Consider the following 26,915-nt stretch of genomic DNA (forward strand, 5'->3'; position numbering starts at 1 on the left):
CTTCGCCTGTGCATGCGGCATTATTTTATGGGGGACTGGTTCGCCGGTGCCCAGCACATACCCTTCACCAACCGCGACGACGGCCTCACCAAAGTTGCCATTTACGGCGCCGGTGTGGCCGGTAACCAGCTCGTTGCCGCGCTGCGCATGGGGCGCGTCATGCGCCCTGTAGCGTTTATCGATGATGATCCAAGCATCGCGGATCGCGTGATTGCCGGCCTTCAGGTCTACAAGCCCAAGCACATTCAGCAGATGATTGATGAGTCGGGCGCCAAGGAAATTCTTCTGGCACTGCCTTCCTCGACCCGTGCACGGCGTAGGGAAATCCTGACGTTCCTTGAGCGTTTTCCGCTGCACATTCGAAGCGTTCCCAATTTTACCGATCTGGCCAGTGGCCGGGTGAAGGTCGACGACATCCAGGAAGTTGATATTGCCGACTTGCTCGGGCGCGATTCGGTGCCGGCGCAGCCGGATTTGCTGGAGCGATGTATCAAAGGCAAGACAGTCATGGTGACTGGTGCTGGTGGGTCGATCGGTGCAGAACTGTGTAGACAGATTTTTAACCTGCGTCCCACAACTCTTTTGCTGTTTGATCACAGTGAATTCAACCTCTACAGCATCTTGTCGGAACTGGAGCAGCGCGGTTGTCGAGAGTCGGCGCCCGTTCAGCTATTGCCGATTCTCGGCTCTATCCGGCATCCCCATAAACTGCTGGATGTCATGAAGACCTGGGGCGTGGACACGGTCTATCATGCCGCGGCTTACAAGCATGTTCCGATGGTCGAGCACAACATCGCAGAAGGGGTGCTCAACAATGTGATGGGTACGCTCAACACTGCCCAAGCTGCTTTGCAGGCAGGCGTTTCCAACTTTGTATTGATCTCGACCGACAAGGCGGTTCGCCCGACGAATGTGATGGGCAGCACCAAGCGCCTGGCTGAGTTGACGCTCCAGGCCTTGAGTCGCGAAATTGCGCCGGTGTTGTTTGGTGACAAGGCCAATGTGTCGCGGGTCAACAAGACGCGCTTCACGATGGTTCGGTTCGGTAATGTGCTGGGATCTTCCGGTTCTGTGATTCCGTTGTTCCACAGCCAAATCAGGTCCGGCGGGCCGTTGACGGTGACTCACCCGAAAATAACCCGTTATTTCATGACCATTCCCGAAGCGGCGCAGTTGGTGATTCAGGCCGGATCCATGGGGCAGGGCGGTGATGTGTTTGTGCTCGACATGGGCGAGCCGGTGAAGATCGTTGAACTGGCGGAGAAGATGATTCACCTGTCCGGTTTGAGCGTGCGCTCCGAAAAGAACCTGCAAGGCGACATTTCGATCGAATTCACTGGCTTGCGTCCCGGCGAGAAGCTGTATGAGGAGCTATTGATTGGCGATAACGTGTCAGCAACTCAACACCCGATGATTATGAGCGCCAGTGAGGATCATCTTCCATGGGATCTTTTGAAAGTGCGTTTGGCGGAACTGTTGAATGCGGTCGAGCGGGATGATTACGTTCTGGTGCGCCAGTTGTTGCGTGCGACCGTCAGTGGCTACACCCCCGACGGCGATATCGTTGACTGGATCTATCAGCAGCGCCGTCTCGAGACATGACTGCTACATCTCCAGTGAAGGCGAAACTTTAGCGCTACCAAGTTTAGGAGGCTGCTTCGGAAAGCTGCTTCCTCAAACGATGTCGCTCGAGTGACCCCGTCGCAAGCTCCGTTGAAGTGTGGATGTAGGCTGCGACACTCTTGCCGACACGCCAGCGTCATCCGTTCAGTCGCCCAGCCACACACGTTTCAGATTATTTTTTGAAGGTTTTTACATTTAGAAATAGAACTCCGGGCATGCGATAGAACAGTTTTTTCACTCCTTGATAGGCGTCAGCGTTGCAAAGCTGAAAGCGTTTGGAGAGACACTAGCGCCCGTGGGACGCCTCCTACATGACTTTCTGTTATGTCCCACAGTCAACCAGCTTTACTGGCTGGCCTAAAGTCATCAAAAAAATTCAGTTTTTTTTGAACCTTTTCAAGAAAACGCTGTTACAAAACCGCCAATTCAGGGTGTCAATCAGCCATCCTTATAGTATTCTGCGCGCCCTGCGATAGAAGATGAATGTTTTTTCATCTTCTCTGCACTAGCTTTGCACGGAATGTGGATAGTCGGCGATGGAATGCCATGCGTGAACCCCCCCGCCTCTACTCTTATATGACCCTTGTTCATTTCTGGCCACCTCTGTTGGCTCCGTGCATCGCCATTCCTTGGATTTGATGATTGCGCCACGTGAGCGACCCAAACTAGGTCAACGTCGTATTTGTAGAGGTAGTGGATTTTGTGACGATCAAGACTTTGTCGATTTTTGGAACCCGCCCCGAAGCTATCAAGATGGCGCCGCTATTGCTGCGGCTCTCTGAAGATAATCGGTTCGATTCGAGAGTCTGTGTGACTGCCCAGCATCGGGAGATGCTAGACCAGGTCCTCAATTTGTTCGAGCTGGTACCCGAATACGACTTAAACATCATGAAGCCTGGTCAGGACTTGACAGATGTGACGTCGGCCATTATCCAGGGGCTAAAGCCTGTTTTCGAGGACTTCAAACCGGATGTAATTCTGGTTCATGGAGATACCGCAACAACATTCGCCGCGACTCTTGCGGCGTATTACCAACAAATTCCGATCGCACACGTCGAAGCGGGTTTGCGCACCAATAATCTGTACTCACCATGGCCCGAAGAAGGCAACCGCCGACTTACGGGCAGTCTTGCTACGTTGCACTTCGCGCCTACGCCTACGTCGCGGCAGAACCTGATCAGTGAAGGCATTGCTTGCAAGGCTATTCATGTAACCGGGAATACCGTCGTGGATGCGCTGCTGGAAGTGGTGAAGAAACTGAACGCGCCTGAATCCATTCTGCTCTCCCAGTTCAAGGACAAGTTTTCATTCCTGCCCGAGGGCAATCGAATGGTTCTTGTGACCGGGCACCGCCGGGAGAACTTCGGTGGAGGTTTCGAGCGCATATGCTATGCACTACTAGAGACCGCCGAGAGATTCCCACAGGTCGAGTTCGTCTATCCCGTTCACCTAAATCCCAACGTACGTGAGCCTGTCCAGCGCATGCTGTCTGGTGTGAGCAATGTGCACTTGATTGAACCGCAGGATTATCTTCCATTTGTTTATCTGATGACCCGCTCTCACATCATCCTCACCGATTCCGGGGGCATCCAGGAAGAGGCACCTGCGCTCGGTAAACCTGTGCTGGTGATGCGGGACACTACTGAGCGTCCGGAAGCTGTCGAGGCTGGCACAGTCAAACTGGTCGGTACTGAAGTCGAATCCATCGTTAATCATCTGAGTGAGCTGCTGACTGACGAGGACATATATAAAGCAATGAGTTATGCCCATAACCCTTACGGGGATGGAACAGCCTGCGCCAACATTAGTGAGGCATTGGTGAGCTGGAAGAATGCATCTATTGAGGCGGCAGCATGAGTTTTGAAACGGTTTCAGTTATTGGCCTCGGTTACATCGGATTACCTACCGCCGCCGTTTTCGCTTCCCGACGCAAAAAAGTAATTGGTGTCGACGTCAACCCAACAGCGGTGGATGCCATCAATCGGGGAGAGATTCACATCGTTGAGCCTGAGTTGGACATGGTTGTTCATGCAGCTGTGACCGAAGGCTATCTGCGTGCCTCGATGACGCCTGCTCCTGCTGATGCATTTCTGATTGCAGTACCTACTCCATTCAAAGAACAGCACGAACCGGATCTCACTTATATTGAGGCGGCGAGCAAATCCATTGCATCAGTGTTGAAAAAAAATGACTTGGTCATTCTAGAATCCACATCTCCGGTTGGCGCGACTGAACAGATGGAGGCCTGGTTAGCTGAGGCTCGCCCTGATCTCACATTTCCAAGCACCCATGGCGAAGACTCCGATATCCGAATCGCGCACTGCCCTGAACGAGTCCTACCTGGGCACGTCTTGCGAGAGCTGGTCGAGAACGATCGAATCATCGGTGGCATGACACCCAAGTGCTCGGCCGCCGCGGTGCGGCTATACAGCTGTTTTGTCGAGGGTGAATGCATCATCACCGATACCCGCACTGCCGAGATGTGCAAGCTGACCGAAAACAGTTTTCGCGACGTCAACATTGCGTTTGCAAATGAACTGTCGATGATCTGCGAAAAGCTTGATATCAACACTTGGGAGCTCATTCGCCTCGCCAATCACCATCCCCGAGTGAACATCCTGCAACCTGGTCCGGGCGTTGGTGGTCACTGCATCGCGGTAGATCCGTGGTTCATTGTCAGCCGTACGCCTGACCTGGCACGCCTGATTCGGTCCGCACGTGAAGTCAACGATAGCAAGCCGCAGTGGGTCATCCAGCAAGTGAAGCTGGCGTTGGCTGATTTTTTGTTGAAGCACCCCGATCTCTCCGCTCGTCAAGTTCGGGTCGCCTGTTACGGTTTGGCCTTCAAACCCGATATCGACGATTTGCGTGAAAGCCCCTCATTGCATATCGCTCGCCAGTTGGGTGAGGAGTTGGGTGTCGAGTTGTTGTTGGTCGAGCCGAATATCGAGAAGCTGCCTTCCGATCTCGCCCAACACCAACTCGTTGATACCGAATACGCCACTGACAGCTCTCATATTCACGTCTTGCTGGTTAAGCATCGTGAATTCAAAAAGATCGCCATATTGCGTGATAGCGCCGTTGTAATTGATGCCGCCGGCGTATTCGCAGCCTGAAAAGAGAATTGATGATGAGTAACACTCAGCTGGTCGAACTGGCTCCGCAAACGGATGCTCCGGCGCCTCTGGCCGACATTCATGACCGGGTCATGGAGGCTTACTACGGAAAGCTGGGTGAGCATTTCATGCGAGAAACCCAGGCGCGTATCCATTGGATATGTGCCCAGGTATCAGGCAAGCAAGTTCTTGATGTCGGGTGTTCGCAGGGCATAGTCCCGCTTTTGCTGGCTCGCGAAGGTTGCTCGGTGACAGGTGTCGATACCAGCCCGCAGGCTATTGCGGAGGCGCAGGACTATCTGCAAGCCGAGCCGACTCACGTCCAGCAGAAGATCACTTACGTGAATGCTGACTTTCTGTCACTGGATATCACCGCCACCGAACCAGACACCATTGTGATCAGTGAAGTGCTGGAGCATCTGGTGCGCCCTGAAATGTTCGTTGAGAAAGCGGCGTCGCTTCTCAAACCCGGTGGCCGGCTGGTTATTACCGTTCCATTTGGCGTCAATGATTTCATCGATCACAAACACACATTCTATTTGCTCGCTCCATACCGGATGTTGAGCAAGCATTTGCGCGTCCTCGAAGTCAAAGTGCTGGGCAAATGGCTTGGGATGGTGGCGCAGAAAGGCGAAGAGGGGGGTGTTGTATCGGACTTGAATCTGAACATCGAACAGATCCAGGGGCTGGAGAAAGCGTTTGAATCGGTAGAGCGAAACTTGAACACCAGCCTGTCGGGTGCCAGACAGCGCCTGGAGGAGGCCAACAATAAGTACCGCGCCGCCACCGAACAAATTGCTTTGCTTAAACCCGAAGTGCAGAAAGTCGCCGAGCTGAAAAAAGCCTTGGTCGTGCATGAGAAAACTGTGGTGGAACTGGGTGACGCCAAGCAGCGCCTTGACGAGGCCAACACGAAATACCGGGCAGCAACAGAGCAGATCCACACGTTGAAGTTGCAAATCAACGAGCTCAATGTTCTGAACGCTGGAATGCGCGAGAGTGAGCGGCAGGCCGAAGCGCTCAAGCATCAACATGAAATCATGCTCGCCAGCCTGGAACAGGAAAAGTGCGCGCTGTTGGCTCAACTTGAACAAGACCAACAGGCGAGGGCTGATCAATCTTTGATGGTCAGCGCTCAGCTTGATGAAGCGCGCGCTGCCAGGCAGGCGCTGGAAATCCAATTCAATGCAGCGCAGTCTCAGTTTGAACAAGAATGCGGGTTGTTGGCAGAACAACTGCTGCGGGAGAAAACAAGTCATCAGGCTACCGAACGGTTGTTGAGCACCGTCCAGGAGCAGTGCCAGGAAACTCTTGGGCAACTTGATAATGAGCGGGCTGCCCGTCAAACGTTGGAAGTTCAGGTCAACGATCTGCAGCAGCAGGCTGCGCAGGAACGCGAGTTACTGTCAGAACAACTGTTTCACGAGAAAGCGAGCCACCAGGCTGCCGAGCAGTTGCTGTGCACGACCCAGGCGCAGTGGCAGGACATTCGCGAGCAACTTGAGCGTGAATTGAGTGCCTCCAAAGGCTGGCTGGAAACGGCCAATCAGAAGTATCGAGAGGTCACGGGCAAGCAGATCCCGCATCTGAAACAAAACTTCAACGAATTGCTGGAAAAGACCGCTGCACAGCAAAGAAAAATCGACGAGCTCAACGAAAATCTTGAACGCGCGAACACTCAGCGCCACCTGGCTGAACAACGCTTGATCAAGACACGGTCCAGCATGACCTACCAGTTGGGCTATCAGATCAAATCCAACGCCAGTTCCTTGAGTGGCCTAGTGCGCCTGCCGACTGCGCTGTTCAATCTGTATCGCAAGGCTGCCAAGCAACGCAAACAAACTGCCCAGAAACGCATTGGCGTCGACAACGCATTGGCAGAGCCTGTCGCGCTGCTTCAGGTATCCGCGCAGCCCCATTCGCCACCTGCGGTCGTTGAGAAATCTGAACGAATCCGTAGCACATTGATTAATCAGGCCGACCCGTCCAGAAGCAACTTGAAAGTTGCCTGTGTCATGGACGAGTTCACTTATGGCTCGTACCGGTATGAATGCAACCTCCTGCAGCTCACGCCTGAGAACTGGCAATCCGAACTTGTCGAGTTCCAGCCCGACCTGTTGTTTATCGAGTCGGCCTGGCGTGGCAAGGATGATTTGTGGGGCAGCAAGATCGGTCATAACGCCCAAGAGCTGCAGAGCATCCTGGCATGGTGTGCGGAGCGTAACGTTCCTAGCGTTTTCTGGAACAAGGAAGACCCGGTCCACTTCGAAACATTCTTGACCACTGCAAAACAGTTCGATTTCGTATTCACCACCGACATCGATTGTATTCACCGCTACAAAGGCGCCTTGGGCCACGAGCGTGTTTACTTGCTGCCGTTCGCTTGCCAGCCGGCGGTGCATAACCCGATCGAGTTATACGAGCGCAAAGATGCGTTTTGCTTCGCAGGTGCTTACTACGCTCGCTACCCCGAGCGCACCCGTGACCTGGGTAACTTCGTTCAGGCGCTACCGAAATTCCGGCCGCTGGAAATATTCGACCGAAATTTTGGCAAGGACGATGCCAACTACCAGTTCCCTGCCGAATACCAACCCTACATCGTCGGCACTCTGAGCTTTGATCAGATCGATACCGCCTACAAAGGCTATCGCTACGCGATCAACCTCAATTCAATAAAACAATCGCAAACAATGTTTGCCCGTCGCGTATTTGAATTGCTCGGCTGTAACACCATTACCGTGAGCAACTTCTCTCGCGGTGTGCGCTTGTTGTTCGGTGACCTCGTTGTGACCACGGACGACGGGGTCGAGATGGTGCGCCGTCTCGAGACCTTGGCTGGCGATGAGATTAACAGCAGCAAACTACGATTGGCGGCCTTGCGGAAAGTCATGCAAGAGCACACCTATGCTCAGCGCCTGGCTTATGTGATGACCAAAGTGTTGAACAAGGCTCCGTCTGATGCATTGCCCGAAGTCTGCGTGGTCGCCATTGCTGCCAATAAGGCTGAGCTCACAGCATTGGTCGGACATTTACAGCGCCAAAGCCACGCCAATCTTCGGATGACTATTGTCGTGCGCGACTCGCTGGCTGACATCGGCGAAGTGAATGATTCGCGTCTGTCGCTGTTGACGTTGGAAGACGCTGGGAAAATGCGCCTGGAAGAGATCGTAGGCGATGCGCCGTTGCTGGCAGGTATGGTTTCCCAAGACTACTACGGTCCCAACTACCTGTTGGACCTTGTGCTTGCGACCCGTTATAGCCAAGCCAAAGTGATCGGCAAATGCACGTTTTATGAGAACGTAGCCGGCGCAATACAGCTTAAGAATAATGATCAACAGTATCGTTTAGCGGCTGAAGCGGCGGCCCGAAGCTCCATTATCAGCACCTATTTGCAGGCTGATGAGTTGCTGAGTGAATGGGCTCTGTCCTTGTCCGAACGTCGATATTGTCACGAACAGACTCTTGGCATCGACCCTTTCAATTATTGCAGAAATGCGGCGGGCCTCTGTGATGCCAATCTTGGCGACGTCGTTGACGACCTCAAACTGGATACTGGTCTTAGCATCCAGGAACTGCAGGCGCGTGCCGAAGCTATCGAGCCGATAATCGAGGAGCATATCGCACCCGAAATCACTGGCCGCGGTCTCGCCGAAATGTTTGGGCCGGTTCGCAGCAAGTTATTGCAGGCGAACGTAGATTTTGACGCTTGGCATTTCGCTTCGGATCTTGCGGATGGCAAGCACGAATACGTTTATGCGCAGCAGGACCTGAGTATCGCTCAATTCGTGCAGGACCAGCAGCTCAAGCTCTACCTCGACGTTACACCCGGTCTGAACGTGCAATTGGTGGTGCTGTTTCTCGATGCGCAAAAGCAGCGCATCAGCCACGTCATGCAGCACGCGAATCGCAACCATACTTCCGATATTCCACCTGAAGCGGACTTTATCCGCCTGGGTGTGCGCGTTTACGCCAGTGGTCAGGCTGAAATCAAGGCGCTCGTACTGGGACACCGTGATCTTCAGCCTTCAGATATGTTGGCGAAAGCTGATCACTTGCTAGTCACTAATCACTATCCCTCATACGACGATCTGTATCGAAATGGTTTCGTTCACACCCGCGTCCGCGCTTACCAGCAGCACGGGCTCGACGTCGACGTGTTCCGTCTGCGCAAGAATGAATCGGTCAGCTACCACGAGTTTGAAAACGTCAACGTGGTGACAGGTTCACAGTCGACCTTGGCAAAGATGCTGGAAAAGGGCCAATACAAGTCCGTTCTGGTGCATTTCCTCGACGCTGAAATGTGGCATGTCCTGAGTCAGCACCTCCATACCACGAAGGTGGTCGTATGGGTTCACGGCGCTGAAATCCAGCCGTGGTGGCGTCGTGAATACAACTACAGCACCGAAGACCAATTGCAACTCGCCAAGCTCGAAAGCGAAAAACGCCTGGGCTTCTGGCGTAATCTGCTGCAACCGATGCCGCTCAACCTCAAGTTGGTATTCGTTTCTCATTACTTCGCTGAAGAGGTGATGGAAGATCTGGGATTCCGCCTGCCCGCAAACCAATACGAAATTATTCATAATCCAATCAACACTGAGCTCTTTTCCTATCAGGAAAAATCGTCTGAGCAGCGCAAGAAAATTTTGTCGATAAGGCCGTATGCCTCGCACACTTACGCAAATGACCTCAGCGTCAAAGCCATTCAATCTCTAGCCCTCAAGCCCTGGTTTAACGAACTGGAGTTCCTGATGGTAGGCGATGGACCGCTATTTGAAGAAACCCTTGCTCCGCTCAAACAATATCGAAACGTAAGAATCGAACGCGGCTATCTAAAGCAATCCGATATTGCAAAGCTCCATAAGGATTACGGCTTGTTCCTATGCCCCAGCCGCATGGATACTCAGGGCGTTTCTCGAGACGAAGCCATGTCGTCGGGCCTGATCCCTGTGACCAACGCTATCGCAGCTATCCCGGAATTCATGGATGAAAATTGCGGCGTCCTGGCTCCGGGAGAGGACCACCTGGCGATGGCTGCCGGTATTGCGCAGATTGTCGAACAACCTCAACTATTTACAACGATGTCTAAAGCTGCTCGCGCCCGCGTTGAGAACCAGACGTCTATTCTTAAAACCGTTGGTCGCGAGTTGAGCGTTATCAATGAGTGTGACCAGTGATTGAAGGAACTTTCACCGGCGAGGAAGACGAGGTTGCAACAAAGGGCGTTGTGAGAATCGTCATTTTTGGGAGTTGCGTAAGTAGGGATATCCTCAACTACGACGTGAATCACGCATTTGATTTAACGGCCTACTATGCTCGCAGCTCGTTTGCCAGCGCCTTTACTTTACCGCCTACTGTTGATGTGTATAGCGCTAACCTGAGCTCGAAATTCCAAGCGGCGATCATCAAGGCGGATCTCGAAAAAACGCTGTTGGATAAGATCGATGAGTTAAGATTTGATATCTTCCTCATCGACCTGATTGATGAAAGATTTAATGTCTTCTCCGCTGGTAGCGGGGGCATTTTCACGGTTTCAAACGAGTTGCGAAGTGCAGGATTCGATGAGGAAAATGAACCTGGCAGATTGATACTTTCGGGGTCTGAAGAGTATTTTGCTCTTTGGGAAACGGGATGGGAACGATTTGTTAGCCTAATGAGCGCGGCTGGTAATCTCTCGAAGGTTGTTGTGAATCGTACTCTATGGAGCGCCAAAACAAAAAGCGGTAGGGATTTCGGTTCGGCTTTCAATCCCGCGTATATTCGCGAATCGAATATGTTCCTATTGCGCCTTTATGAGCGGATGGGGCGTGATTTGGCACCAAATCAATTTCTACAACCTCCAGTAGAATTGGTATATGGCAATGAAGAACATCGGTGGGGATTGAGTCCCTTTCACTATGTTGATGATTTTTATTTGTTTTTGTTGGATAAGTTGTCGAGTTATCTTCCGAATAAAGGTTCGATGCTTAGGTCAGGCTTGAAGGCCGCCGGTGCTATACATCCGGATCGGGAACTGGATACTGCAGTTTTGTTCAGCAATAGCGCCTCTTTCGTAGGCACGATTCCGTTTGACCAAAAACGATTCAAAGGTAATGCGTCATCAACTCGAATAGAAGATGGGATGAAATTTACCTTTTCAGGTCCGGAATCTAATTATCAAATTCGCTTTGCATTGCCTGAACCTTTATCTGCAAATGGTCTCAGCGTTAGAATGAAACTGTCAGGATGGGATTCACTTGGCTCCGTATCGCTAGGATATGGCGAAGGCCCAAAGTTTATTGGTGTCACAAGCTTTAACCCCAAAACCGAACGCTGGGTGTGTTTTACATTTGCACATTCTGATGTGTTGTTTGAAATTCACAATAAGTCTGGCAATTTGCAAAGTGGCTGCATATCTGAAATTAGAATCTACCTGAGAGGTGCACCTTCTCCAAACGGCGCAGCTCTTAAAGTAGAAAGTATTTCGGTTTGGAGTGAGAAGCCATTTTCAGCTTTAGAGTATTTGCAAAAGCAAGGCTGCGAACGCGAATACTCGCCTTTATTATCAACGCTGCCTGCGCTTGGTGAAAGATTGTACGAGTACTTATCTGCAAGGTTTCCACACGCTACGCTACAAACAAAAAGCTTCTTTGATAAGGGTACATGCCTTCTGGATGAAGGAGTTTCTTTACCCTGGTCACCCATGACGCGTTTGCCAGAAAACGTTGGTTCTCAGAAGCATCTTGTTTCCTGGCACTCGTTTCACCATGCAACCATATTGATGTTGCACGCAATAGATACCAATGATTTTTCGGCCGTTATGTCGGCACGAGAGTTTGTAAATGACTGGCTTAATCACAGCTTCAAACAACGGTCTGAAAAAGATCATATTATCTGGCAGAGCCAGGTCGCAGGTGAGCGGCTTCTATCCCTTTTAATGCTGTGGAATTGTGGAGTCAGTCACAAGTTTGATAGACGCTTCATGATAAGGCTGCATCACTGCATCTTCGAGCATGCTCGGTTTCTGAGCAGTGATATTACGTACTTCTCAAAACATGAAGATACTTTCGCATGTTTACTGAGCCTGTTGACGCAAAGTGTTGCGTTGTACTTGGTTAGTTTTACAATGAAGCACTGGCAGTCTTCCGATTATTGGCGAAAGATTTCACTGGAACGGATCATCGAGCTTTCATCGGCTGAAAAATTTGATAGTTATTGTTTTGGCTCAGAGCAAAGCCAGAGTGCAAGTTATATAAGGCAACTCGTTGCGCTGGCTGGCCAGCTTGGTGATATAGGCCTTAAGTCGTAAGGGGAGCATAGCTGGTAAGATGTGACAACTGTGATATTAATTCGATAAAACTGTGTCTGTATTAACTTTCTGAGATAATAGTATGAAGCATAAAATTGTGGTTTTGGCGGCGGCCTTTATGCTCGCTGCATGTGATCAAGACGGCAAATCAGTTCAAGTGTTGCTGGATGATGGCGCAAAACTGAGCGTCAAAGGTGCGTTGGTTAAGGAATACAGCAAGTCCAGCAGTGAAGGAACGCTAAAAGTTAATAATGTCTTGGTCGATGATAGTCCGAAAGAAGCTGAGGAAGCGATTTCGAAGGAGTTCAAACGTCTTGGGTATCGTCGAAAAGTAATTAATAGCTCGGACGGAATGTATAAGGTTCACTACTATAAGCAGGATCGCCCGGTAGTAGGCAGTATTTATACTCAGCCCAAAGGATCAGTAACCTCCGGGGCCCATGTTTCCATTTATTGGGAAATTTAGAGTTTCCAATAATTTCTTACCTGGCGAAATGTGGAAATATTATGCGGCGTGTTTCAACCCTGATAGGTTATAAGTGATGACTGGTCTACTGGATCTCATAAGAGTGACTATGGGGTGGTGCTTTTCGCTGGGTGGGAAATTCTTAAAGGTTGTTCCATTTACAAGTTTGACTCTTCAGGCGGCGCATTTTTTCTCGCAAGTATTACTGCTACTCACCTTTTTTTTGCCATTGAAGGTTCTGATACTTTTGGGCGCTGAAAAAGTGCCACATTACTTTCCCATGTACCTGCAGAGCTTGAAGAAGACGCATCTTATTATAGCGTTCAGCTTGCTCGCGGTTATATGTTACTGCCTTTATATTGTGTCGAATTTCATCATCGCCTATTTTTCCCGAAAAGGGGCGGATCAGCTTTTAAAAAACAGCGCTAAATTGAAGTTGTTCGACAACCAGCGAAAAATAGCGACACAAGTTTATTCCAAATATACGCGTGGGCTGGCCGCAGGCACGTTCGTATTCATTGCTGTATCAATCCTGGTTTTTATCTACCCTTTACTTATATCAGTCTTGTTGGTTTATTGCGTCGTCGTTGGCGCGACCACGGTAGCGCTATATGATCGTTTTCCAAAGATAAGACGGCTTATTCAACAGAGCCATGTTGAAGTATTGAATACCTTGTCGTCTGTTGGTTTTCTGGTGACTTTTTTTTGCATGGTGGCAGACTATCTTTTCTTTACACCGCCGAAAATTTTCCCAGCGCTCATTGCTCTATTGCTTGTACGTCAAGGCCTATCAAGATTGGCCACCATGATTCAGGATGTCACTTCGCTGCGGTTGCAATATCGGCAGATCAACGCAATGTTTTTTCACGACAAGCCGCTCGTGGTCACGGATTCAGCTTATACGGCTGAAATAAAGTCCCTTCTAAATGAAGATTTCAGGGAGGAATGGATGACTGCAGTGATGGAGGATCTATCGTCCCCGTACAAAAAGTATCTATCCAGTACGTGGAGTCAAATCGGTCAACCCAACATATATTCATTTGAATCGTGTTTTACGAGTGAAAATGGAAACCAGAAAACCTTTCTGTTTAAATTATACGACGCGCCTGCAGAGTTTCTCGCGATGCGTGAAAGTTTACTCTTGCAATCCGAGCCGCTGATTCCAGTTCCTCAATTTTTAGGCTCAAGGAATGTGCGTGGATATAGTTGCCATGTGTTCGAATTTGACAAAGTACGCAAGGTCACACTACGGGAACAGGGGCCCGGCCTGGTTTCTATAGCGCAAAAATTAATGTCCCTTGAACCCGTTGAGACATTAGTTCAACAGTTCGGGCGTTCGCATCTTTACCTTGAGCAACGCCTGACAAATGAATTGATTTCCAATTTATCGTTAGTCGTTTCAAGGGAGAATTCCGCAGTCCTGCAAGAGTTTCAGCATCGTTATGCTGGAATAATTTCGCTTCTTGAAGGGCTCCCAAGGCAGTTGGTTTGTGCGGATGTCAGCCCCAACACGTTAATTTTGTCTGAAACCGCAGAGGCATTCGTAAGTCATTGGCCAAATTGGAAAATTGAGCCGGTTGGTGCGAACTGGCTTATTATTGACAGACCTAAATTTTTACTGGCCATTGAAAGCGCTCGAGCCTCTCGCGAAAGTTTAAAAGACGTTCAGAGTGCTGCAATTATGGTTTCAGCCTTGGCTTACGCGTTTGAGCGTCTGTGTTCACGCGGTAACTATGAAGACGCCTTCGCGCTTTTGCCTGATCTTCTTGAATATTATGAATCGCTTGAAACTACTGACGCCCTGTAAAAGGAATTCGCCCATGTCGCGCATTGCAATGATCGTCTGGAACGAATTTCGTAACGACGCCCGTGTGCTCAAAGAAGCGCAAACACTTCAGGGGGCTGGGTATGATGTCACGGTATTCGCCTTGCATACTCCCGGTGTAACGCTGGAGCACGAAATTCTGGAGGGTGGAATAAAGGTTTCGCGTGTTGCCCGTAGTCCGTTCTGGAAACTGCGCAAAGCCAAGACAAGTTCCGGGCAGGTGGGCGGTAACGCATCTATCGGCCGTTTAAGCCCCGCGAGGCAAGTGCTACGCATCGCCGCACGCATGTGGACTCACGGCGTACTGGCTGCCCGCATTGCCATGCACCGTGCTGATGTGGTCCACGCACATGATGTAAATACGTTGCCCACTGCCTGGTTTGCGGCCAAGATCAGCGGTGCCAGGGTGATCTACGACGCTCACGAAATCAGTACCAGCCGTGAGGGATACGACAGCTTTCGGCGGTTGGTCGGTGTGGTAGAGAAGTTGCTGATGCCACGGGTTCAGGGGACGATCACGACGACCGACGCGCGAGCGAAGTTTTTTTCCCGTGCATATGGGATATCTCGCCCGGTGGTACTGCAGAATCGACCACGATTGACATTCACCCAGTCTTCACAACGTATTCGCGAACAACTGGGTCTGACCGAAACGTGGCCAATCATTCTTTATCAAGGAGGTTTGCAACAAGGTCGCGGATTGGAACGGCTGGTGAGGCTCGTTGCACGAGTGCCTGAAGCTTACTTTGTATTCATCGGCGGTGGGCGTCTGACGCAGCCCTTGATATCGCTGAGTCAGGAACTGGCGCTGACTGATCGGGTGCATTTCATCCCAACCGTTTCATTGGCAGATCTGCCCGACTACACGGCCTCGGCGGATATTGGTGTCCAGCCAATCGAAAATACCTGCCTGAATCATTTCACGACGGACTCCAATAAACTGTTCGAGTATCTGATCGCCGGATTACCCGTAGTCGCGACCGATTTTCCGGAGATCCGTCGAATTGTTCGTGCTCATGACGTTGGTTTGCTGGTTCGAGAAGGCGACGATCAAATGTTGGCGGATGCGTTGAAGGTGCTGGTGCGCGATTCAAATCTTCGCTTGAGGTTGGCGAATAACGCCAGGAGTGCTTCGATGAGTTTGAACTGGGAAGACCAGCAGGCATTGCTGATTGATCTTTATAATCGGGTTCTGCCCGCTGAATCGGCCAGGGTAGTTACTCGATAATGACCATTCGCGTGCTTATTCTGAGCTTCTATTATCCTCCGGATCTCGCCGCTGGCTCGTTTCGGGTTGAAGCATTGGTAAAGGCATTGCTGGCTGAGCCCTGCGCCAACGTACGGGTAGACGTCGTCACTACGCAGCCTAATCGTTATCACTCTTTCGGCGCAGCTGCAGCAGAGTTTCAAGAGTGTCCGCGTCTGACGATTCGGCGCATTGCTTTGCCTGTTCATAAAAGCGGGCTTCTGGACCAAGCCCGGGCTTTCGCGTCTTATGCGCGGGGCGTAAGCAAGGCAATAAAAGGAAAGGATTACGATTTGGTGGTGGCTTCGTCTTCGCGGCTGATGACAGCAACGTTGGCGGCTTGCGTCGGATTCCTTACCAAGACCCCGCTTTACTTGGATATACGCGATATTTTTGTGGACACCTTGCCGGAACTATTCCCTAGCCGGCTTGGAAAAATAGCAACCTGGATATTCTCTAGAATCGAACGTTTGACGATCGGCCAGGCTGCCCGGGTCAATCTCATATCGCCTGGTTTTCTGAGCTACTTCTCGGCTCATTACCCCAGGCATAGTTTTTCGATCCATACCAACGGCGTCGATGAACTGTTCTTCAAAAAACTGCCACGAAAACACGGCGATTCATACAGCGGAAAAATACTGAAGGTCGTATACGCCGGCAATATCGGCGCAGGGCAGGGGCTTCATCTCATCCTTCCGGCTTTGGCCAAACGGCTGGAGGGTGTGGCACATTTCAGCGTAATTGGTGCTGGTGGCTTATTGGAGCGCCTTCAATTAGCGCTGAAAAACAGCGACGTTACCAATGTCGAGGTTATCGCGCCTGTTCAGCGCAAAGACCTGCTCAAGTTTTATCAGGAGGCCGACGTTCTGTTTTTGCACCTGAACTCATTCAAGTCATTTCGCCGGGTCATTCCCTCAAAGCTTTTTGAGTATGCCGCGACGGGCAAGCCAATTCTTGCGGGATTGGCGGGATACTCTGCCAGGTTCACTCACACCAAGATATCCAATGCTTCAGTCTTTGAACCCTGCGATGTCGAAGGGGCGATAGAGGCATTATTTGAACTGAGTCTTGAACCAGTGATACGCGAAGCATTCATGAATGAATATTCGCGGGTATCAATCCAGAAGCGTATGGCGATGGATGTCTTGAGCACAGTCGATAGCTAATTCTCGTCATTGTTTCACATTCCGTAACGAACACATTTTTGACACGCTCCATACATCGCCTAAGTTTGGAAGGCAGCTTCGGAAAAGCTGCTTTCCCAATCGATGTCATGGAGCTTCATTTATGCGTACCGGCTATTTCTCTTCTCTGGTTTTTGCCCTTCTCACCAGCGCCTCTGTCGCCACTATTGCTGCGCCGGCCGTGGAGTCGCAAGCGAGTAACGCTCCGTTGATGCAAGAGGTTTCCTCTTCGACGCAGTCAGTCAAGATCGACCTCAATGCCGCCGATGCCCCGACTTTGCAGCGTGAGTTGGCGGGTGTGGGAGAAGCCAAGGCCAAGGCGATTGTTGCGTATCGGGAAACAAATGGGCCTTTCGCGTCCATTGATGAGTTGCTCGAGGTGAAGGGAATCGGCAAAGCCATTCTGGATAAAAATCGCGAGAAGCTTGAGGTGAACTAAGCTTGTAAGTCAGCGCCAGGGGCCGGTCATTGATCGGCCCCTTTTCTTTCTGGCGCATGCTGCGAGGTTTTGCCTTTTGTCGGCGTCGTTTAAATTATGGCTATCATATGCCATTTAAATTATGCCTATAATTAATGCGATTTCTGTCGAAGCGTCCTGAGCCTCAGGCGCTTGGCTTTCCCTTCAAGCATTTCCCTGGAGCATAGTCATGACCTCTACTCAATCCCAAGGCACGGCCCTCGTCACTGGCGCTTCTTCCGGCATCGGCGCGGTCTACGCGCAGCGTCTGGCGGCGCGTGGTTTTGATTTGTTGTTGGTCGCTCGTGATCAGCAACGGCTGGATGAAGCGGCGAACGCGTTGCGTGCTGAATTTGGCGTGCAGGTGGAAGTGCTGAAAGCGGATCTGACGCAAAAGGATGACGTGCTCAAGCTTGAGCAGCGTCTGCGCAGCGACTCCAGCATCAGCTTGTTGCTGAACAATGCCGGCGTGGCAGCGGATGGGTTGTTGGCCAATGCCGACACCGATCAGTTGGAGCGAATGATTCAACTGAACGTTACAGCAGTCACTCGCTTGGCATCGGCGGCGGCGGCGAGTTTTGCCAAGGCCGGTCGCGGGACCATTATCAACATTGCATCGGTGGTGGCGCTGTTCCCAGAGCGTTTCAATGCGACCTACAGTGCCAGCAAGGCTTATGTGCTGAGCCTTACTCAATCCTTGAACGCCGAGCTTGATGGCACCGGGGTCAAGGTCCAGGCCGTGCTGCCGGGTGTGACGCGTACCGAAATCTGGGAACGCTCCGGTATCGATGCGACCCAGATTCCGGCAGAGATGGTCATGGAAGCGGGTGAAATGGTCGACGCGTCGTTGTCGGGCCTGGACCAGGGCGAGCTGGTCACTATTCCTTCGTTGCCGGATGCCGCTGAGTGGAATGCCTTTGTCGCGGCACGACTGGTCATGGCTCCGAACCTTTCCAAAAGCCAGGCTGCTGCACGTTACAAGTGAAGCGCCATCAATCGGCATGAGGTATTTGCGGTATGAGTAATCGTCGAGTGGTTGTTACGGGGATGGGGCTGGTTTCTCCGTTGGGTAGCGGGGTTGAAGCGGTATGGTCTCGCCTGTTGGCCGGGCGTTCCGGGTTGCGCAACTTGCCGGAAGAGGTGGTTGCGGATCTGCCGGCGAAGGTCGGCGGCTCGGTGCCCACTGTGGCGGACGATGCTGAAGCGGGGTTCGACCCGGATCTGGCGACGCCGCCCAAAGAACAGAAGAAGATGGACCGCTTTATCCTGTTTGCCATGGAAGCGGCGCGGCAGGCGTTGGAACAGGCCGGGTGGCAAGCGCAGACGGCCGTCGCCCAGGAGCGTACCGCGACCATTATCGGTTCTGGCGTAGGTGGTTTCGGCGCGATTGCCGATGCGGTGCGTACCACCGACAGTCGTGGCCCGCGACGTTTGTCGCCGTTCACCATTCCGTCGTTTCTGGTCAATCTGGCGGCGGGGCATGTGTCGATTCAACACGGCTTCAAAGGTCCGCTGGGTGCACCGGTGACGGCGTGTGCGGCCGGGGTTCAGGCGATTGGTGATGCGGCGCGATTGATTCGTACCGGTGAGGCGGATATCGCCGTGTGTGGCGGCGCCGAGGCCGCGATCGACCGGGTCAGTCTTGCCGGATTTGCAGCGGCTCGCGCTCTGTCCAGTGGCTACAACGACACCCCGGAGCGTGCTTCGCGGCCGTTCGACAGTGGGCGCGATGGCTTTGTCATGGGCGAGGGCTCGGGTTTGTTGGTGATCGAGTCGCTGGAACACGCCTTGGCCCGGGGCGCCAAGCCACTGGCTGAGTTGGTCGGGTACGGCACCAGTGCCGATGCCTATCACCTGACTGCAGGCCCCGAAGATGGCAGCGGAGCGCGTCGTGCGATGTCGTTGGCATTGGCTCAGGCCGGTATTTCGCCGGAGCAGGTTCAGCACCTGAATGCCCACGCGACCTCAACGCCAGTTGGCGACCTCGGAGAGTTGGCGGCGATCAAGTCGTTGTTTGGCGCGGATAACAAGATCGCGGTGACATCAACCAAATCGGCAACCGGGCATTTGCTCGGTGCGGCGGGGGGGATTGAAGCGATCTTCACATTGCTGGCGATCAGGGATCAGGTTGTACCGGCGACGCTGAATTTCGATAACCCGGACCCTGCTACCCAGGGCGTGGACATTGTTCACGGTCAAGCCCGGCCGATGATCATCGAGTACGCATTGTCCAATGGCTTTGGCTTTGGTGGCGTGAATGCCAGCGTGTTGTTCAAACGCTGGAACGGTTAGGTCTCGGACTGGTTCAAGTGGGTCCGCGTGACGTCGAGAATCTGCTGGGCCAGCTCGGGATTCTCGACACTGCGCGATAGCAACAAAGCACCCACCAGTGTCGACATGATGACGATGCTGCGCTCTACCGTGTTTTCACCGGCAAGCGTGTTCTGTATCTGCTCAAGTCGCGCATTGAGCACCACGTCGGAAGTGGGGCTCGGTTGCCCGCGCAGGCCGAGTTCCGACGACATGGTCAGCAGCGGGCAGCCTTCATGGGGTGACGTCTGATGCCATTCGGACAAATAGGTATTGATGAACACCTCCAGCGGGCGATCCTCGGCAAATATCTGGGCACATAACCCATCCACTTGCTTGCCCGCTTCTTGCAGCGCCTTTTCCACCAGTTCGTCCTTGGACTTGAAGTGCGAATAAAAGCCTCCGTGAGTCAGGCCCAGCGCCTTCATTAGCGGTTGCAGGCCAGTGGCGCCGATACCGTCGCGGCGAAAGCGTTCCGAAGCTTCTTTGATGATGCGTTGGTGGGTCTGGGCTTTATGGTCATGCGAGTAACGCATCTGATATCTCCACATCAAGGTCGCCATATTAACCAATGAAAATTACATGGTGACTGTACTTCTACTTCTAAAAAGCATGCAGATGCGTTGATCTTGGTTCGAACGCGTTGAAGAACTGGCACGAATAGTGATTACGCTGACTGCAGCGTAACGTCACTGATCGAGGGGAATGGCATGTACAAAGACTATCCGGCGGCCTATCAAGTCAGCAAAGGCTCGGCTTTGCAGGTGGACAAGGCGTTTTATGAACGGGTGCGCGATGCGAAGGATGCACGCACGCTGATTGAGTCCTTCGAAGTGCCGATTCGCACTGGCCGCGCCTGGAACGTTCCGGCCGGACACGTGTTCAGGGTCACGACGCCTGTTGGTCCGCAAGTCGGCGATTTCAACGTCTGGAACGCTCACGATCCCCGTGAACGTTTGTGGGCGTCACGTACCCGACAGCTGCAAGGCGCCCATGTCAGCACCCATGACCGACTGTGGTCGAACCTGCCGTTTCTGCGGCCGCTGGTGACCATCACCGATGACAGCCTGGCCGGCTATGGAATCGATGAACACGGCGGTCGCCTGCATGATTTGCTCGGCACTCGATGTGATCCCTATGTGAACAAAATGCTCACCGGTGAAGACTTCCATCATCACTGTCACTCCAACCTGACCCGGGCGGTATTGCCCCACGGCCTGACCGAATTCGATGTGCATGATGTGCTGAATATTTTCCAGTGCACGGGCCTGAACCACGACGACATGTATTTCATGAAAGCCTGTCCGGCGCAGAAGGGGGATTATCTGGAGTTCTTTGCCGAAATCGATCTGCTGTGCGCACTCTCGACTTGCCCGGGCGGGGATTTGTCATTGGCGATGTGGGGGCCGGACGCGCAGGATCCATTGAGCGTCTGCCGACCGCTGGGTGTGGAAATTTACCGCCTGGAGGATTCATTGCTGGAGGGCTGGAGTCAGCCCGAGCGTGCCGCCTACAAAGGCTTGCATGGCTTGCACATCGCCAAGGCCGATTGGGAAAAATAGAATCGCTTTCGTGGCGAGGGAGCTTGCTCCCGCTCGACCGCGCAGCGGGCGCAAAAAAATGTGCGAGGGACCTCAAGGGCCGCTGCGCGACCCAGCGGGAGCAAGCTCCCTCGCCACAGTTGTTTGTTAGCGGTCCTGCGCATCCTTGGCGTCCGCTTCCGCGTTGCGTTCAGCCACGCGTTTACGTTGTTCATCGGTCAGCTCGACCTTGTTGGCGGTGTCACGCAACATCATCAAACCGCCAACGATCGAGCCGATGGCAACCACCAGAATCAACCAGGCATACCAGGGCATAGCAATCTCCTTGAAAGCAGGCTGGTTGGCGAGGTTTCGCCAACCGGGCGTGCATAACACTTTGAGCGATACATTTTCGCAGTGGTTCCATTCTATGCCTGATGTGGCGTAGGCATCGCACATCCTTGTCGGAGCAGCGTGCAGCGGCTCCCGAGATTATCCGTCGTCAGCATGAAGTAAGCCGATTGCGATGCTGGTCGGCCGGTTCGTGGTTCTTGCTCAGTTTTGTTCGGCGAGACACTCGCGCAACGCGGTTTGCCAGTCGGGTTGGCTGACACCCCAGTCCCGTTGCAGGCGATTGCAATCCAGGCATGAGTTGATTGGGCGGGTGGCAGGGGTTGGATAGTCGCTGGAGGGGATAGGCAGTAGGTTCGCGCACGGCTTTCCCTGCTGCCGTAACGCCTCACCGATGGCCTCGGCGAAGCCGAACCAGGATGTTTTACCCTGAGCAGTCAGGTGATAAGTACCCCAGGGAGTGGGTTCGCCCGATTGCCAGCGTTCGATCAATGCCCGCGTACTATTGGCGACTGTCCCCGCCCAGGTAGGCGCACCAATCTGATCCGCGACAACTGCCAATTCTGCCTTCTCTTGCAGCAAGCGTTGCATCGTCAGCAAAAAGTTGCGGCCATGGGTCGAGTAGACCCAACTGCTGCGCAGAATCAAGTGTTTGCATTGCACCTCGGTGATGGCCCGTTCGCCCGCCAGTTTGCTTTTGCCGTAGACCCCGAGCGGGTTGGGCGTGTCGTTTTCGTCATAGGGGCCGACTTTCGTACCGTCGAATACGTAATCGGTGGAGTAGTGAATCAGCGGGATACCGAGCGCCAGCGCTTGTTCGGCAAAGATACCGGGGGCGACCGCGTTGATGGCATAGGCTGTTTCCGGCTCGTTTTCAGCCAGATCCACCGAGGTATACGCCGCCGCATTGATGATCAGATCGGGCCGAACATCCTGCACCGTTTGGCGAATTTGATCGGGTTTGGTCAGATCGAGTTGATCGCGGCCTGGCACGATCAACTCGCCGAAAACCCCCAGTCGACGCTGTAACTCAAGCGAGATCTGACCCTGTTGGCCGCTTATTAGAAACTTCATGACAACAGGTCAGCCTTTGCTGGGCTTGTACTGACGTTTACTCCACGATAAACCCCGTTCATTGTTCTTTCTCTGCCAACTTGGCGAGGTATTGGCCATAGCCGGTTTTGCCGAAGCAATCGGCACGCTCCAGCAATTGTTCACGGTTGATCCAGTGATTGTCGAAGGCGATCTCTTCAAGGCAGGCGATTTTCAGGCCCTGGCGATGTTCAATGGTCTGCACATATTGTGAAGCCTCAAGCAAGCTATCGTGGGTGCCGGTATCGAGCCACGCAAAGCCTCGTCCCAAGCGCTCGACGCGCAGATCGCCTCGCCTGAGATAGGCATTGTTGACGTCTGTGATTTCCAGTTCGCCGCGAGCCGAAGGTTTCACCGCTTTGGCAATCTCGATCACGTCATTGTCGTAGAAATACAGACCGGTGACCGCGTAGCTGGATTTCGGTTGTTTGGGCTTTTCTTCGATCGACAGGGCATGGCCTTCGTCGTTGAAATCGATTACGCCGTAACGCTCCGGGTCTTTGACCTGGTACCCGAACAAGGTGGCGCCAGAAGAGCGTTTTGCCGCTTTTTGCAACTGCTCGTGAAAATACGAGCCATGGAAGATGTTGTCGCCGAGGATCAGACACACCGGATCTGCGCCGATGAACTGTTCGCCAATCAAAAATGCCTGGGCCAGGCCATCCGGTGACGCTTGCTCGGCATAGCTGAAGTTGACCCCCAATTGGCTGCCATCACTATGCAGATTGCGGTATTGAGGCAAATCCCGGGGAGTAGAGATCACAAGAATGTCCCTGATGCCGGCCAGCATCAGCACTGAAATCGGATAATAGATCATCGGTTTGTCATAAACCGGCAACAGCTGCTTGGATATGCCTAGCGTAATCGGATGCAGGCGCGTGCCCGAGCCGCCCGCCAAAACGATGCCTTTCATCATGCGAGCAATTCCTGTGGATTGATGGCGCCCAGCCTTTCGCCTTGATAGCTGCCATCCTGAACACGACGGCACCACTGCAGATTAGCCAGATACCATTGGACGGTTTTGCGCAGGCCGGTTTCGAATGTCTCTTCGGGCACCCAGCCTAACTCGCGTTCGATTTTGCCGGCATCGATTGCGTAGCGCAGATCGTGGCCAGGACGATCCTGCACAAAGGTAATCAGGTCCGCGTAATGCTCGACGCCTTCAGGCTTCAGGGGAGCCAGTTCTTCAAGCAGCGCGCAGATGCCGCTTACCACGTCGATGTTTTTTTGCTCGTTGTGCCCGCCGATGTTGTAAGTCTCTCCGACCTTGCCTGCAGTCACCACTTTGAGCAGCGCCCGGGCATGATCTTCGACGAACAGCCAGTCACGAATTTGCTGGCCATTGCCGTACACCGGCAGCGGTTTGCCTGCCAAGGCATTGAGGATCACCAGTGGAATCAGTTTTTCGGGGAAATGAAAAGGACCGTAATTGTTCGAGCAGTTGGACAGCAACACCGGCAGGCCATAGGTGCGATGCCAGGCGCGGACCAGATGGTCGGACGCCGCTTTGCTGGCTGAGTAGGGCGAGCTGGGTGCGTAGGGTGTCGTTTCCGTAAACAGATCATCGACGCCATGCAAGTCGCCATAGACCTCATCTGTGGAAATGTGATGGAAACGGAAGGCACTTCTTTGCGGCTCGGCGAGGCTTTGCCAATAAGCGCGGGCGGCTTCCAGCAGGCTGTAAGTGCCGACGATGTTCGTTTGTATGAACGCGGACGGTCCGTCGATAGAACGATCAACATGGGACTCCGCTGCCAAGTGCATGATCGCGTGCGGCTGGAAACGTGCGAGCACAGCGCTTACGGTCGTTTGATCGTTGATATCGGCGTGGACGAATTCGTAGCGGGTGTCATTGGCAATGCTGGTCAGCGATTCAAGATTGCCGGCGTAGGTCAGCTTGTCCAGATTGAGTACTTCATGTTCGGTGTGTCGAATCAGCTGACGAACCAGGGCAGAACCAATGAAGCCAGCGCCGCCAGTGATGAGAATACGCATGTTGGCCAGGCCTTTTTTCGGTAAGTCGACAAGATACGATTGTAACCCCAGCATAAACCCACTCTTTACACATTCTTTATCCCCCGCCTTAACCCTCGATCTCGCGCCTTTACACCCTCCCTCTCGACAATGACTCCACACGCGGCAATGCGCCGTAACACGGAGAACTTCCATGAGCGTTCTGGACGGAGTGTCACTGCTGTTGGCAGTGGGGCTGTTCATTTATCTGTTGGTTGCGCTGTTGCGCGCGGACCGGAACTAGGAGCGGCTATGCACAGTTATGACTATTGGCTGATCCTTGCGTTTTTTGCGGTGGTATTGGTTCCGGCGCCGTTTCTGGGGCGCTTCTATTACAAGGTGATGGAAGGCCAGCGCACGTGGCTGACGCCGGTGCTCGGGCCGGTGGAGCGCGGGTGCTATCGCCTGGCCGGGGTCGATCCGCATTCCGAGCAGAGCTGGCAGAAGTACACCCTGGCCTTGCTGGCGTTCAACCTTGCGGGCTTCCTGCTGCTGTTCGCGATTTTGCTGTTTCAGGATCACTTGCCACTCAACCCGCAGAACCTGCCGGGCCAGGAGTGGACACTGGCGTTCAACACCGCCGTCAGCTTCATGACCAACACCAACTGGCAGGCCTACAGCGGTGAAGCATCGCTGAGCTACCTGAGCCAGATGGTCGGCCTCACCGTGCAGAATTTCGTGAGTGCTGCCACCGGTCTGGCGGTGCTGGTTGCGCTGTGCCGCGGCATCGGTCGCAAGTCCACTGCATCGCTGGGTAATTTCTGGGTCGACATGACCCGCGCCACGCTCTACGGCTTGCTGCCGCTGTGCCTGCTGCTGGCGTTGTACCTGGTGTGGCAAGGCGTGCCGCAAACCTTCGCGCAATACGTGAACGCGGTGACGATGCAGGGCGTTGATCAAGTGATCCCGCTCGGCCCGGCCGCCAGCCAGATTGCGATCAAGCAGTTGGGCACCAACGGGGGTGGCTTCTTCGGCGTCAACTCGGCGCATCCGTTCGAGAACCCGACGGCGTGGAGCAACCTGTTCGAGATGGCTTCGATCATTCTGATCCCGGTCGCCCTGGTGTTCACGTTCGGGCATTACGTGAAGGACCTGCGTCAGAGCCGCGCGATCATCGCCTGCATGCTGGCGCTGTTCCTGATCGGCGGCGCGACTTCAATGTGGGCGGAATACCAACCGAACCCGACCTTGAACAACGTCGCCGTCGAACAGACCGCGCCGCTGGAAGGCAAGGAAGCGCGCTTCGGCACCACCGCCACCGTGCTGTGGTCGGTGACCACCACCGCGGCATCGAACGGTTCGGTCAACGGCATGCACGACAGCCTCAACCCGCTGAGCGGGATGGTGGCGCTGGTCAACATGATGGTCGGCGAAGTGATCTTCGGCGGCGTTGGTGCCGGGCTCTACGGCATGTTGCTCAACGTGCTGATCGCGGTGTTCCTCGCCGGCCTGATGATTGGTCGCACCCCGGAATACCTCGGCAAGAAACTGCAAGCCAGGGAAGTGCAGCTGTTGGTGGTGACCTTGATGGTCATGCCGATCGGCGTGCTGGTGCTCGGCGCGATTGCCGCCAGCCTGCCAGGTCCGGTGGCCTCGGTGAGCAACCCCGGCGCCCACGGTTTCAGTCAGTTGCTCTACGCCTACACCTCGGCCAGTGCCAACAACGGTTCGGCGTTCGGTGGCTTCGGTGCCAACACCCCGTTCCACAACCTGATCCTGGGCCTGGGCATGTTGATCGGTCGCTTCGGCTACATCCTTCCGGTGCTGGCATTGGCCGGCAGCCTGGCGCTGAAGAAAACCGCACCCATCGGCCAGAACAGTTTCCCGACCCATGGCCCGCTGTTCGTGACTCTGTTGACCGTGACCATTTTGCTGGTGGGTGGTTTGACCTTCCTGCCGACCCTGGCACTGGGGCCTATTGCTGAACACCTGAGTATGGGCTTCTAAGGAATCCATCATGAATATGCATGTTCCAGCTTCAAAACCTGCATCACCGACCCAGTCGGCCGAAGCACCGAAAACCGCGATCTCGGCCCTCTGGCGCCCGGCGCTGGTGCAAGCCTTCGTCAAGCTCGACCCACGGCAATTGCAACGTGCGCCAGTGATGTTGGTGGTCGAACTGACCGCGATCCTCACCACCGTGTTGTGCTTCATTCCAGACGCGGCGGTGCCGACCTTCGTCGCTGCGCAAATTGCCGTGTGGCTGTGGTTCACCGTGTTGTTCGCCAACTTTGCCGAGGCCCTGGCCGAAGGTCGCGGCAAGGCTCGCGCCGACAGCCTCAAGGCCGGCAGCGAAGGCTTGAGCGCCCGGCGTAAAACCAGCAATGGCAGCTTCCAGGTGGTGCCCGCCGCCAGCCTGCGCCAAGGCGATGTGGTGCGCGTCGAAGCGGGGGAGATGATTCCCGGCGACGGCGAGGTGATCGAAGG

The 26,915-nt window shown here is 53.6% G+C and carries 20 protein-coding genes and 1 pseudogene; 16 read left to right on the top strand and 5 right to left on the bottom strand.

All coding sequences use genetic code 11. The features are described 5' to 3' along the window. The 12 genes from D8U69_RS04750 to fabF form a co-directional block, all read left to right on the top strand. Positions 1 to 1,602 (top strand): nucleoside-diphosphate sugar epimerase/dehydratase (locus D8U69_RS04750; RefSeq protein ID WP_130906797.1); only part of this gene is annotated, 1,602 nt, incomplete at its 5' end. 723 nt (positions 1,603 to 2,325) lie between these two features. Beyond that, positions 2,326 to 3,480: a UDP-N-acetylglucosamine 2-epimerase (non-hydrolyzing) gene (gene wecB, locus D8U69_RS04755; RefSeq protein ID WP_130906798.1), complete on the top strand. Its 1,155-nt coding sequence runs from the start codon at positions 2,326 to 2,328 to the stop codon at positions 3,478 to 3,480. Further along, a complete protein-coding gene (gene wecC / locus D8U69_RS04760) occupies positions 3,477 to 4,739 on the top strand; it encodes a UDP-N-acetyl-D-mannosamine dehydrogenase (protein WP_130904120.1) in 1,263 nt (420 codons plus the stop codon). Before wecB ends, wecC begins: the two co-directional genes overlap by 4 nt. A gap of 14 nt (positions 4,740 to 4,753) precedes the next feature. Continuing rightward, the gene (locus tag D8U69_RS04765; protein WP_130906799.1) at positions 4,754 to 9,913 is read left to right on the top strand and encodes a methyltransferase domain-containing protein; all 5,160 of its coding nucleotides are present in this window, start codon (positions 4,754 to 4,756) and stop codon (positions 9,911 to 9,913) included. Beyond that, complete coding sequence (locus D8U69_RS04770; protein ID WP_130906800.1) at positions 9,910 to 12,024, top strand: DUF6270 domain-containing protein; 2,115 nt, start codon at positions 9,910 to 9,912, stop codon at positions 12,022 to 12,024. Before D8U69_RS04765 ends, D8U69_RS04770 begins: the two co-directional genes overlap by 4 nt. Positions 12,025 to 12,106: 82 nt before the next feature. Further along, a complete protein-coding gene (locus tag D8U69_RS04775) occupies positions 12,107 to 12,490 on the top strand; it encodes a hypothetical protein (RefSeq protein ID WP_130906801.1) in 384 nt (127 codons plus the stop codon). A gap of 76 nt (positions 12,491 to 12,566) precedes the next feature. Then, the gene (locus tag D8U69_RS04780; protein WP_130906802.1) at positions 12,567 to 14,297 is read left to right on the top strand and encodes a hypothetical protein; all 1,731 of its coding nucleotides are present in this window, start codon (positions 12,567 to 12,569) and stop codon (positions 14,295 to 14,297) included. Between the two features lie 13 nt (positions 14,298 to 14,310). Next, complete coding sequence (locus D8U69_RS04785) at positions 14,311 to 15,543, top strand: glycosyltransferase family 4 protein (protein WP_130904115.1); 1,233 nt, start codon at positions 14,311 to 14,313, stop codon at positions 15,541 to 15,543. Then, positions 15,543 to 16,727, top strand: a complete 1,185-nt coding sequence (locus D8U69_RS04790) for a glycosyltransferase family 4 protein (RefSeq protein WP_130904114.1) — start codon at positions 15,543 to 15,545, stop codon at positions 16,725 to 16,727. Before D8U69_RS04785 ends, D8U69_RS04790 begins: the two co-directional genes overlap by 1 nt. Positions 16,728 to 16,848: 121 nt before the next feature. Continuing rightward, on the top strand, positions 16,849 to 17,184 hold the full coding sequence (locus D8U69_RS04795) for a helix-hairpin-helix domain-containing protein (protein WP_130906803.1): 336 nt from the start codon (positions 16,849 to 16,851) through the stop codon (positions 17,182 to 17,184). Positions 17,185 to 17,392: 208 nt separating this feature from the next. Next, entirely contained in the window at positions 17,393 to 18,187 is a 795-nt protein-coding gene (locus tag D8U69_RS04800; protein ID WP_130904112.1) for an SDR family oxidoreductase, read from the top strand. Between the two features lie 32 nt (positions 18,188 to 18,219). Beyond that, complete coding sequence (gene fabF, locus D8U69_RS04805; RefSeq protein ID WP_130906804.1) at positions 18,220 to 19,494, top strand: beta-ketoacyl-ACP synthase II; 1,275 nt, start codon at positions 18,220 to 18,222, stop codon at positions 19,492 to 19,494. Here fabF and D8U69_RS04810 read toward each other — a convergent pair. Further along, on the bottom strand, positions 19,491 to 20,048 hold the full coding sequence (locus D8U69_RS04810) for a TetR/AcrR family transcriptional regulator (RefSeq protein ID WP_056856430.1): 558 nt from the start codon (positions 20,046 to 20,048) through the stop codon (positions 19,491 to 19,493). The two genes, fabF and D8U69_RS04810, sit on opposite strands and share 4 nt — an antisense overlap. 174 nt (positions 20,049 to 20,222) lie before the next feature. Here D8U69_RS04810 and D8U69_RS04815 point away from each other — a divergent pair, with 174 nt between their 5' ends. Continuing rightward, complete coding sequence (locus D8U69_RS04815) at positions 20,223 to 21,074, top strand: DUF1989 domain-containing protein (RefSeq protein ID WP_130904109.1); 852 nt, start codon at positions 20,223 to 20,225, stop codon at positions 21,072 to 21,074. Between the two features lie 126 nt (positions 21,075 to 21,200). Here D8U69_RS04815 and D8U69_RS04820 read toward each other — a convergent pair whose 3' ends face one another. From D8U69_RS04820 to rfbB, 4 genes are all read right to left on the bottom strand, one after another. Further along, positions 21,201 to 21,368 carry a DUF2897 family protein gene (locus D8U69_RS04820; protein ID WP_007931351.1) on the bottom strand — a complete coding sequence of 56 codons (168 nt, stop codon included), beginning with the start codon at positions 21,366 to 21,368 and terminating at the stop codon, positions 21,201 to 21,203. A 219-nt stretch (positions 21,369 to 21,587) separates the two neighbouring features. After that, a complete protein-coding gene (gene rfbD, locus D8U69_RS04825) occupies positions 21,588 to 22,457 on the bottom strand; it encodes a dTDP-4-dehydrorhamnose reductase (RefSeq protein WP_130906805.1) in 870 nt (289 codons plus the stop codon). A gap of 58 nt (positions 22,458 to 22,515) precedes the next feature. Then, entirely contained in the window at positions 22,516 to 23,391 is an 876-nt protein-coding gene (rfbA, locus tag D8U69_RS04830) for a glucose-1-phosphate thymidylyltransferase RfbA (protein WP_130906806.1), read from the bottom strand. Continuing rightward, complete coding sequence (gene rfbB, locus D8U69_RS04835; RefSeq protein WP_130906808.1) at positions 23,388 to 24,470, bottom strand: dTDP-glucose 4,6-dehydratase; 1,083 nt, start codon at positions 24,468 to 24,470, stop codon at positions 23,388 to 23,390. Before rfbB ends, rfbA begins: the two co-directional genes overlap by 4 nt. A gap of 172 nt (positions 24,471 to 24,642) precedes the next feature. Here rfbB and kdpF point away from each other — a divergent pair, with 172 nt between their 5' ends. From kdpF to D8U69_RS04850, 3 genes and pseudogenes are all read left to right on the top strand, one after another. After that, positions 24,643 to 24,732, top strand: coding sequence for a K(+)-transporting ATPase subunit F (gene kdpF / locus D8U69_RS04840; RefSeq protein ID WP_007899818.1), 90 nt, complete (start codon positions 24,643 to 24,645; stop codon positions 24,730 to 24,732). Positions 24,733 to 24,740: 8 nt separating this feature from the next. Further along, positions 24,741 to 26,435, top strand: coding sequence for a potassium-transporting ATPase subunit KdpA (gene kdpA, locus D8U69_RS04845; protein WP_130906807.1), 1,695 nt, complete (start codon positions 24,741 to 24,743; stop codon positions 26,433 to 26,435). 16 nt (positions 26,436 to 26,451) lie between these two features. Continuing rightward, positions 26,452 to 26,915: pseudogene (locus D8U69_RS04850) on the top strand (potassium-transporting ATPase subunit B); the annotation flags it as partial.

The organism is Pseudomonas sp. Sample_16 (assembly GCF_004307665.1).
Taxonomy (GTDB): Bacteria; Pseudomonadota; Gammaproteobacteria; order Pseudomonadales; family Pseudomonadaceae; genus Aquipseudomonas.

Excerpts from the sequence above, each read along its gene's own strand:
- wecC (WP_130904120.1), top strand. The coding sequence starts at position 3,477 with ATGAGTTTTGAAACGGTTTCAGTTATTGGCCTCGGTTACATCGGATTA.
- D8U69_RS04765 (WP_130906799.1), top strand. The coding sequence starts at position 4,754 with ATGAGTAACACTCAGCTGGTCGAACTGGCTCCGCAAACGGATGCTCCG.
- D8U69_RS04775 (WP_130906801.1), top strand. The coding sequence starts at position 12,107 with ATGAAGCATAAAATTGTGGTTTTGGCGGCGGCCTTTATGCTCGCTGCA.
- D8U69_RS04780 (WP_130906802.1), top strand. The coding sequence starts at position 12,567 with ATGACTGGTCTACTGGATCTCATAAGAGTGACTATGGGGTGGTGCTTT.
- D8U69_RS04785 (WP_130904115.1), top strand. The coding sequence starts at position 14,311 with ATGTCGCGCATTGCAATGATCGTCTGGAACGAATTTCGTAACGACGCC.
- D8U69_RS04790 (WP_130904114.1), top strand. The coding sequence starts at position 15,543 with ATGACCATTCGCGTGCTTATTCTGAGCTTCTATTATCCTCCGGATCTC.
- D8U69_RS04795 (WP_130906803.1), top strand. The coding sequence starts at position 16,849 with ATGCGTACCGGCTATTTCTCTTCTCTGGTTTTTGCCCTTCTCACCAGC.
- D8U69_RS04800 (WP_130904112.1), top strand. The coding sequence starts at position 17,393 with ATGACCTCTACTCAATCCCAAGGCACGGCCCTCGTCACTGGCGCTTCT.
- fabF (WP_130906804.1), top strand. The coding sequence starts at position 18,220 with ATGAGTAATCGTCGAGTGGTTGTTACGGGGATGGGGCTGGTTTCTCCG.
- D8U69_RS04810 (WP_056856430.1), bottom strand. The coding sequence starts at position 20,048 with ATGCGTTACTCGCATGACCATAAAGCCCAGACCCACCAACGCATCATC.
- D8U69_RS04815 (WP_130904109.1), top strand. The coding sequence starts at position 20,223 with ATGTACAAAGACTATCCGGCGGCCTATCAAGTCAGCAAAGGCTCGGCT.
- D8U69_RS04820 (WP_007931351.1), bottom strand. The coding sequence starts at position 21,368 with ATGCCCTGGTATGCCTGGTTGATTCTGGTGGTTGCCATCGGCTCGATC.
- rfbD (WP_130906805.1), bottom strand. The coding sequence starts at position 22,457 with ATGAAGTTTCTAATAAGCGGCCAACAGGGTCAGATCTCGCTTGAGTTA.
- rfbA (WP_130906806.1), bottom strand. The coding sequence starts at position 23,391 with ATGATGAAAGGCATCGTTTTGGCGGGCGGCTCGGGCACGCGCCTGCAT.
- rfbB (WP_130906808.1), bottom strand. The coding sequence starts at position 24,470 with ATGCGTATTCTCATCACTGGCGGCGCTGGCTTCATTGGTTCTGCCCTG.
- kdpF (WP_007899818.1), top strand. The coding sequence starts at position 24,643 with ATGAGCGTTCTGGACGGAGTGTCACTGCTGTTGGCAGTGGGGCTGTTC.
- kdpA (WP_130906807.1), top strand. The coding sequence starts at position 24,741 with ATGCACAGTTATGACTATTGGCTGATCCTTGCGTTTTTTGCGGTGGTA.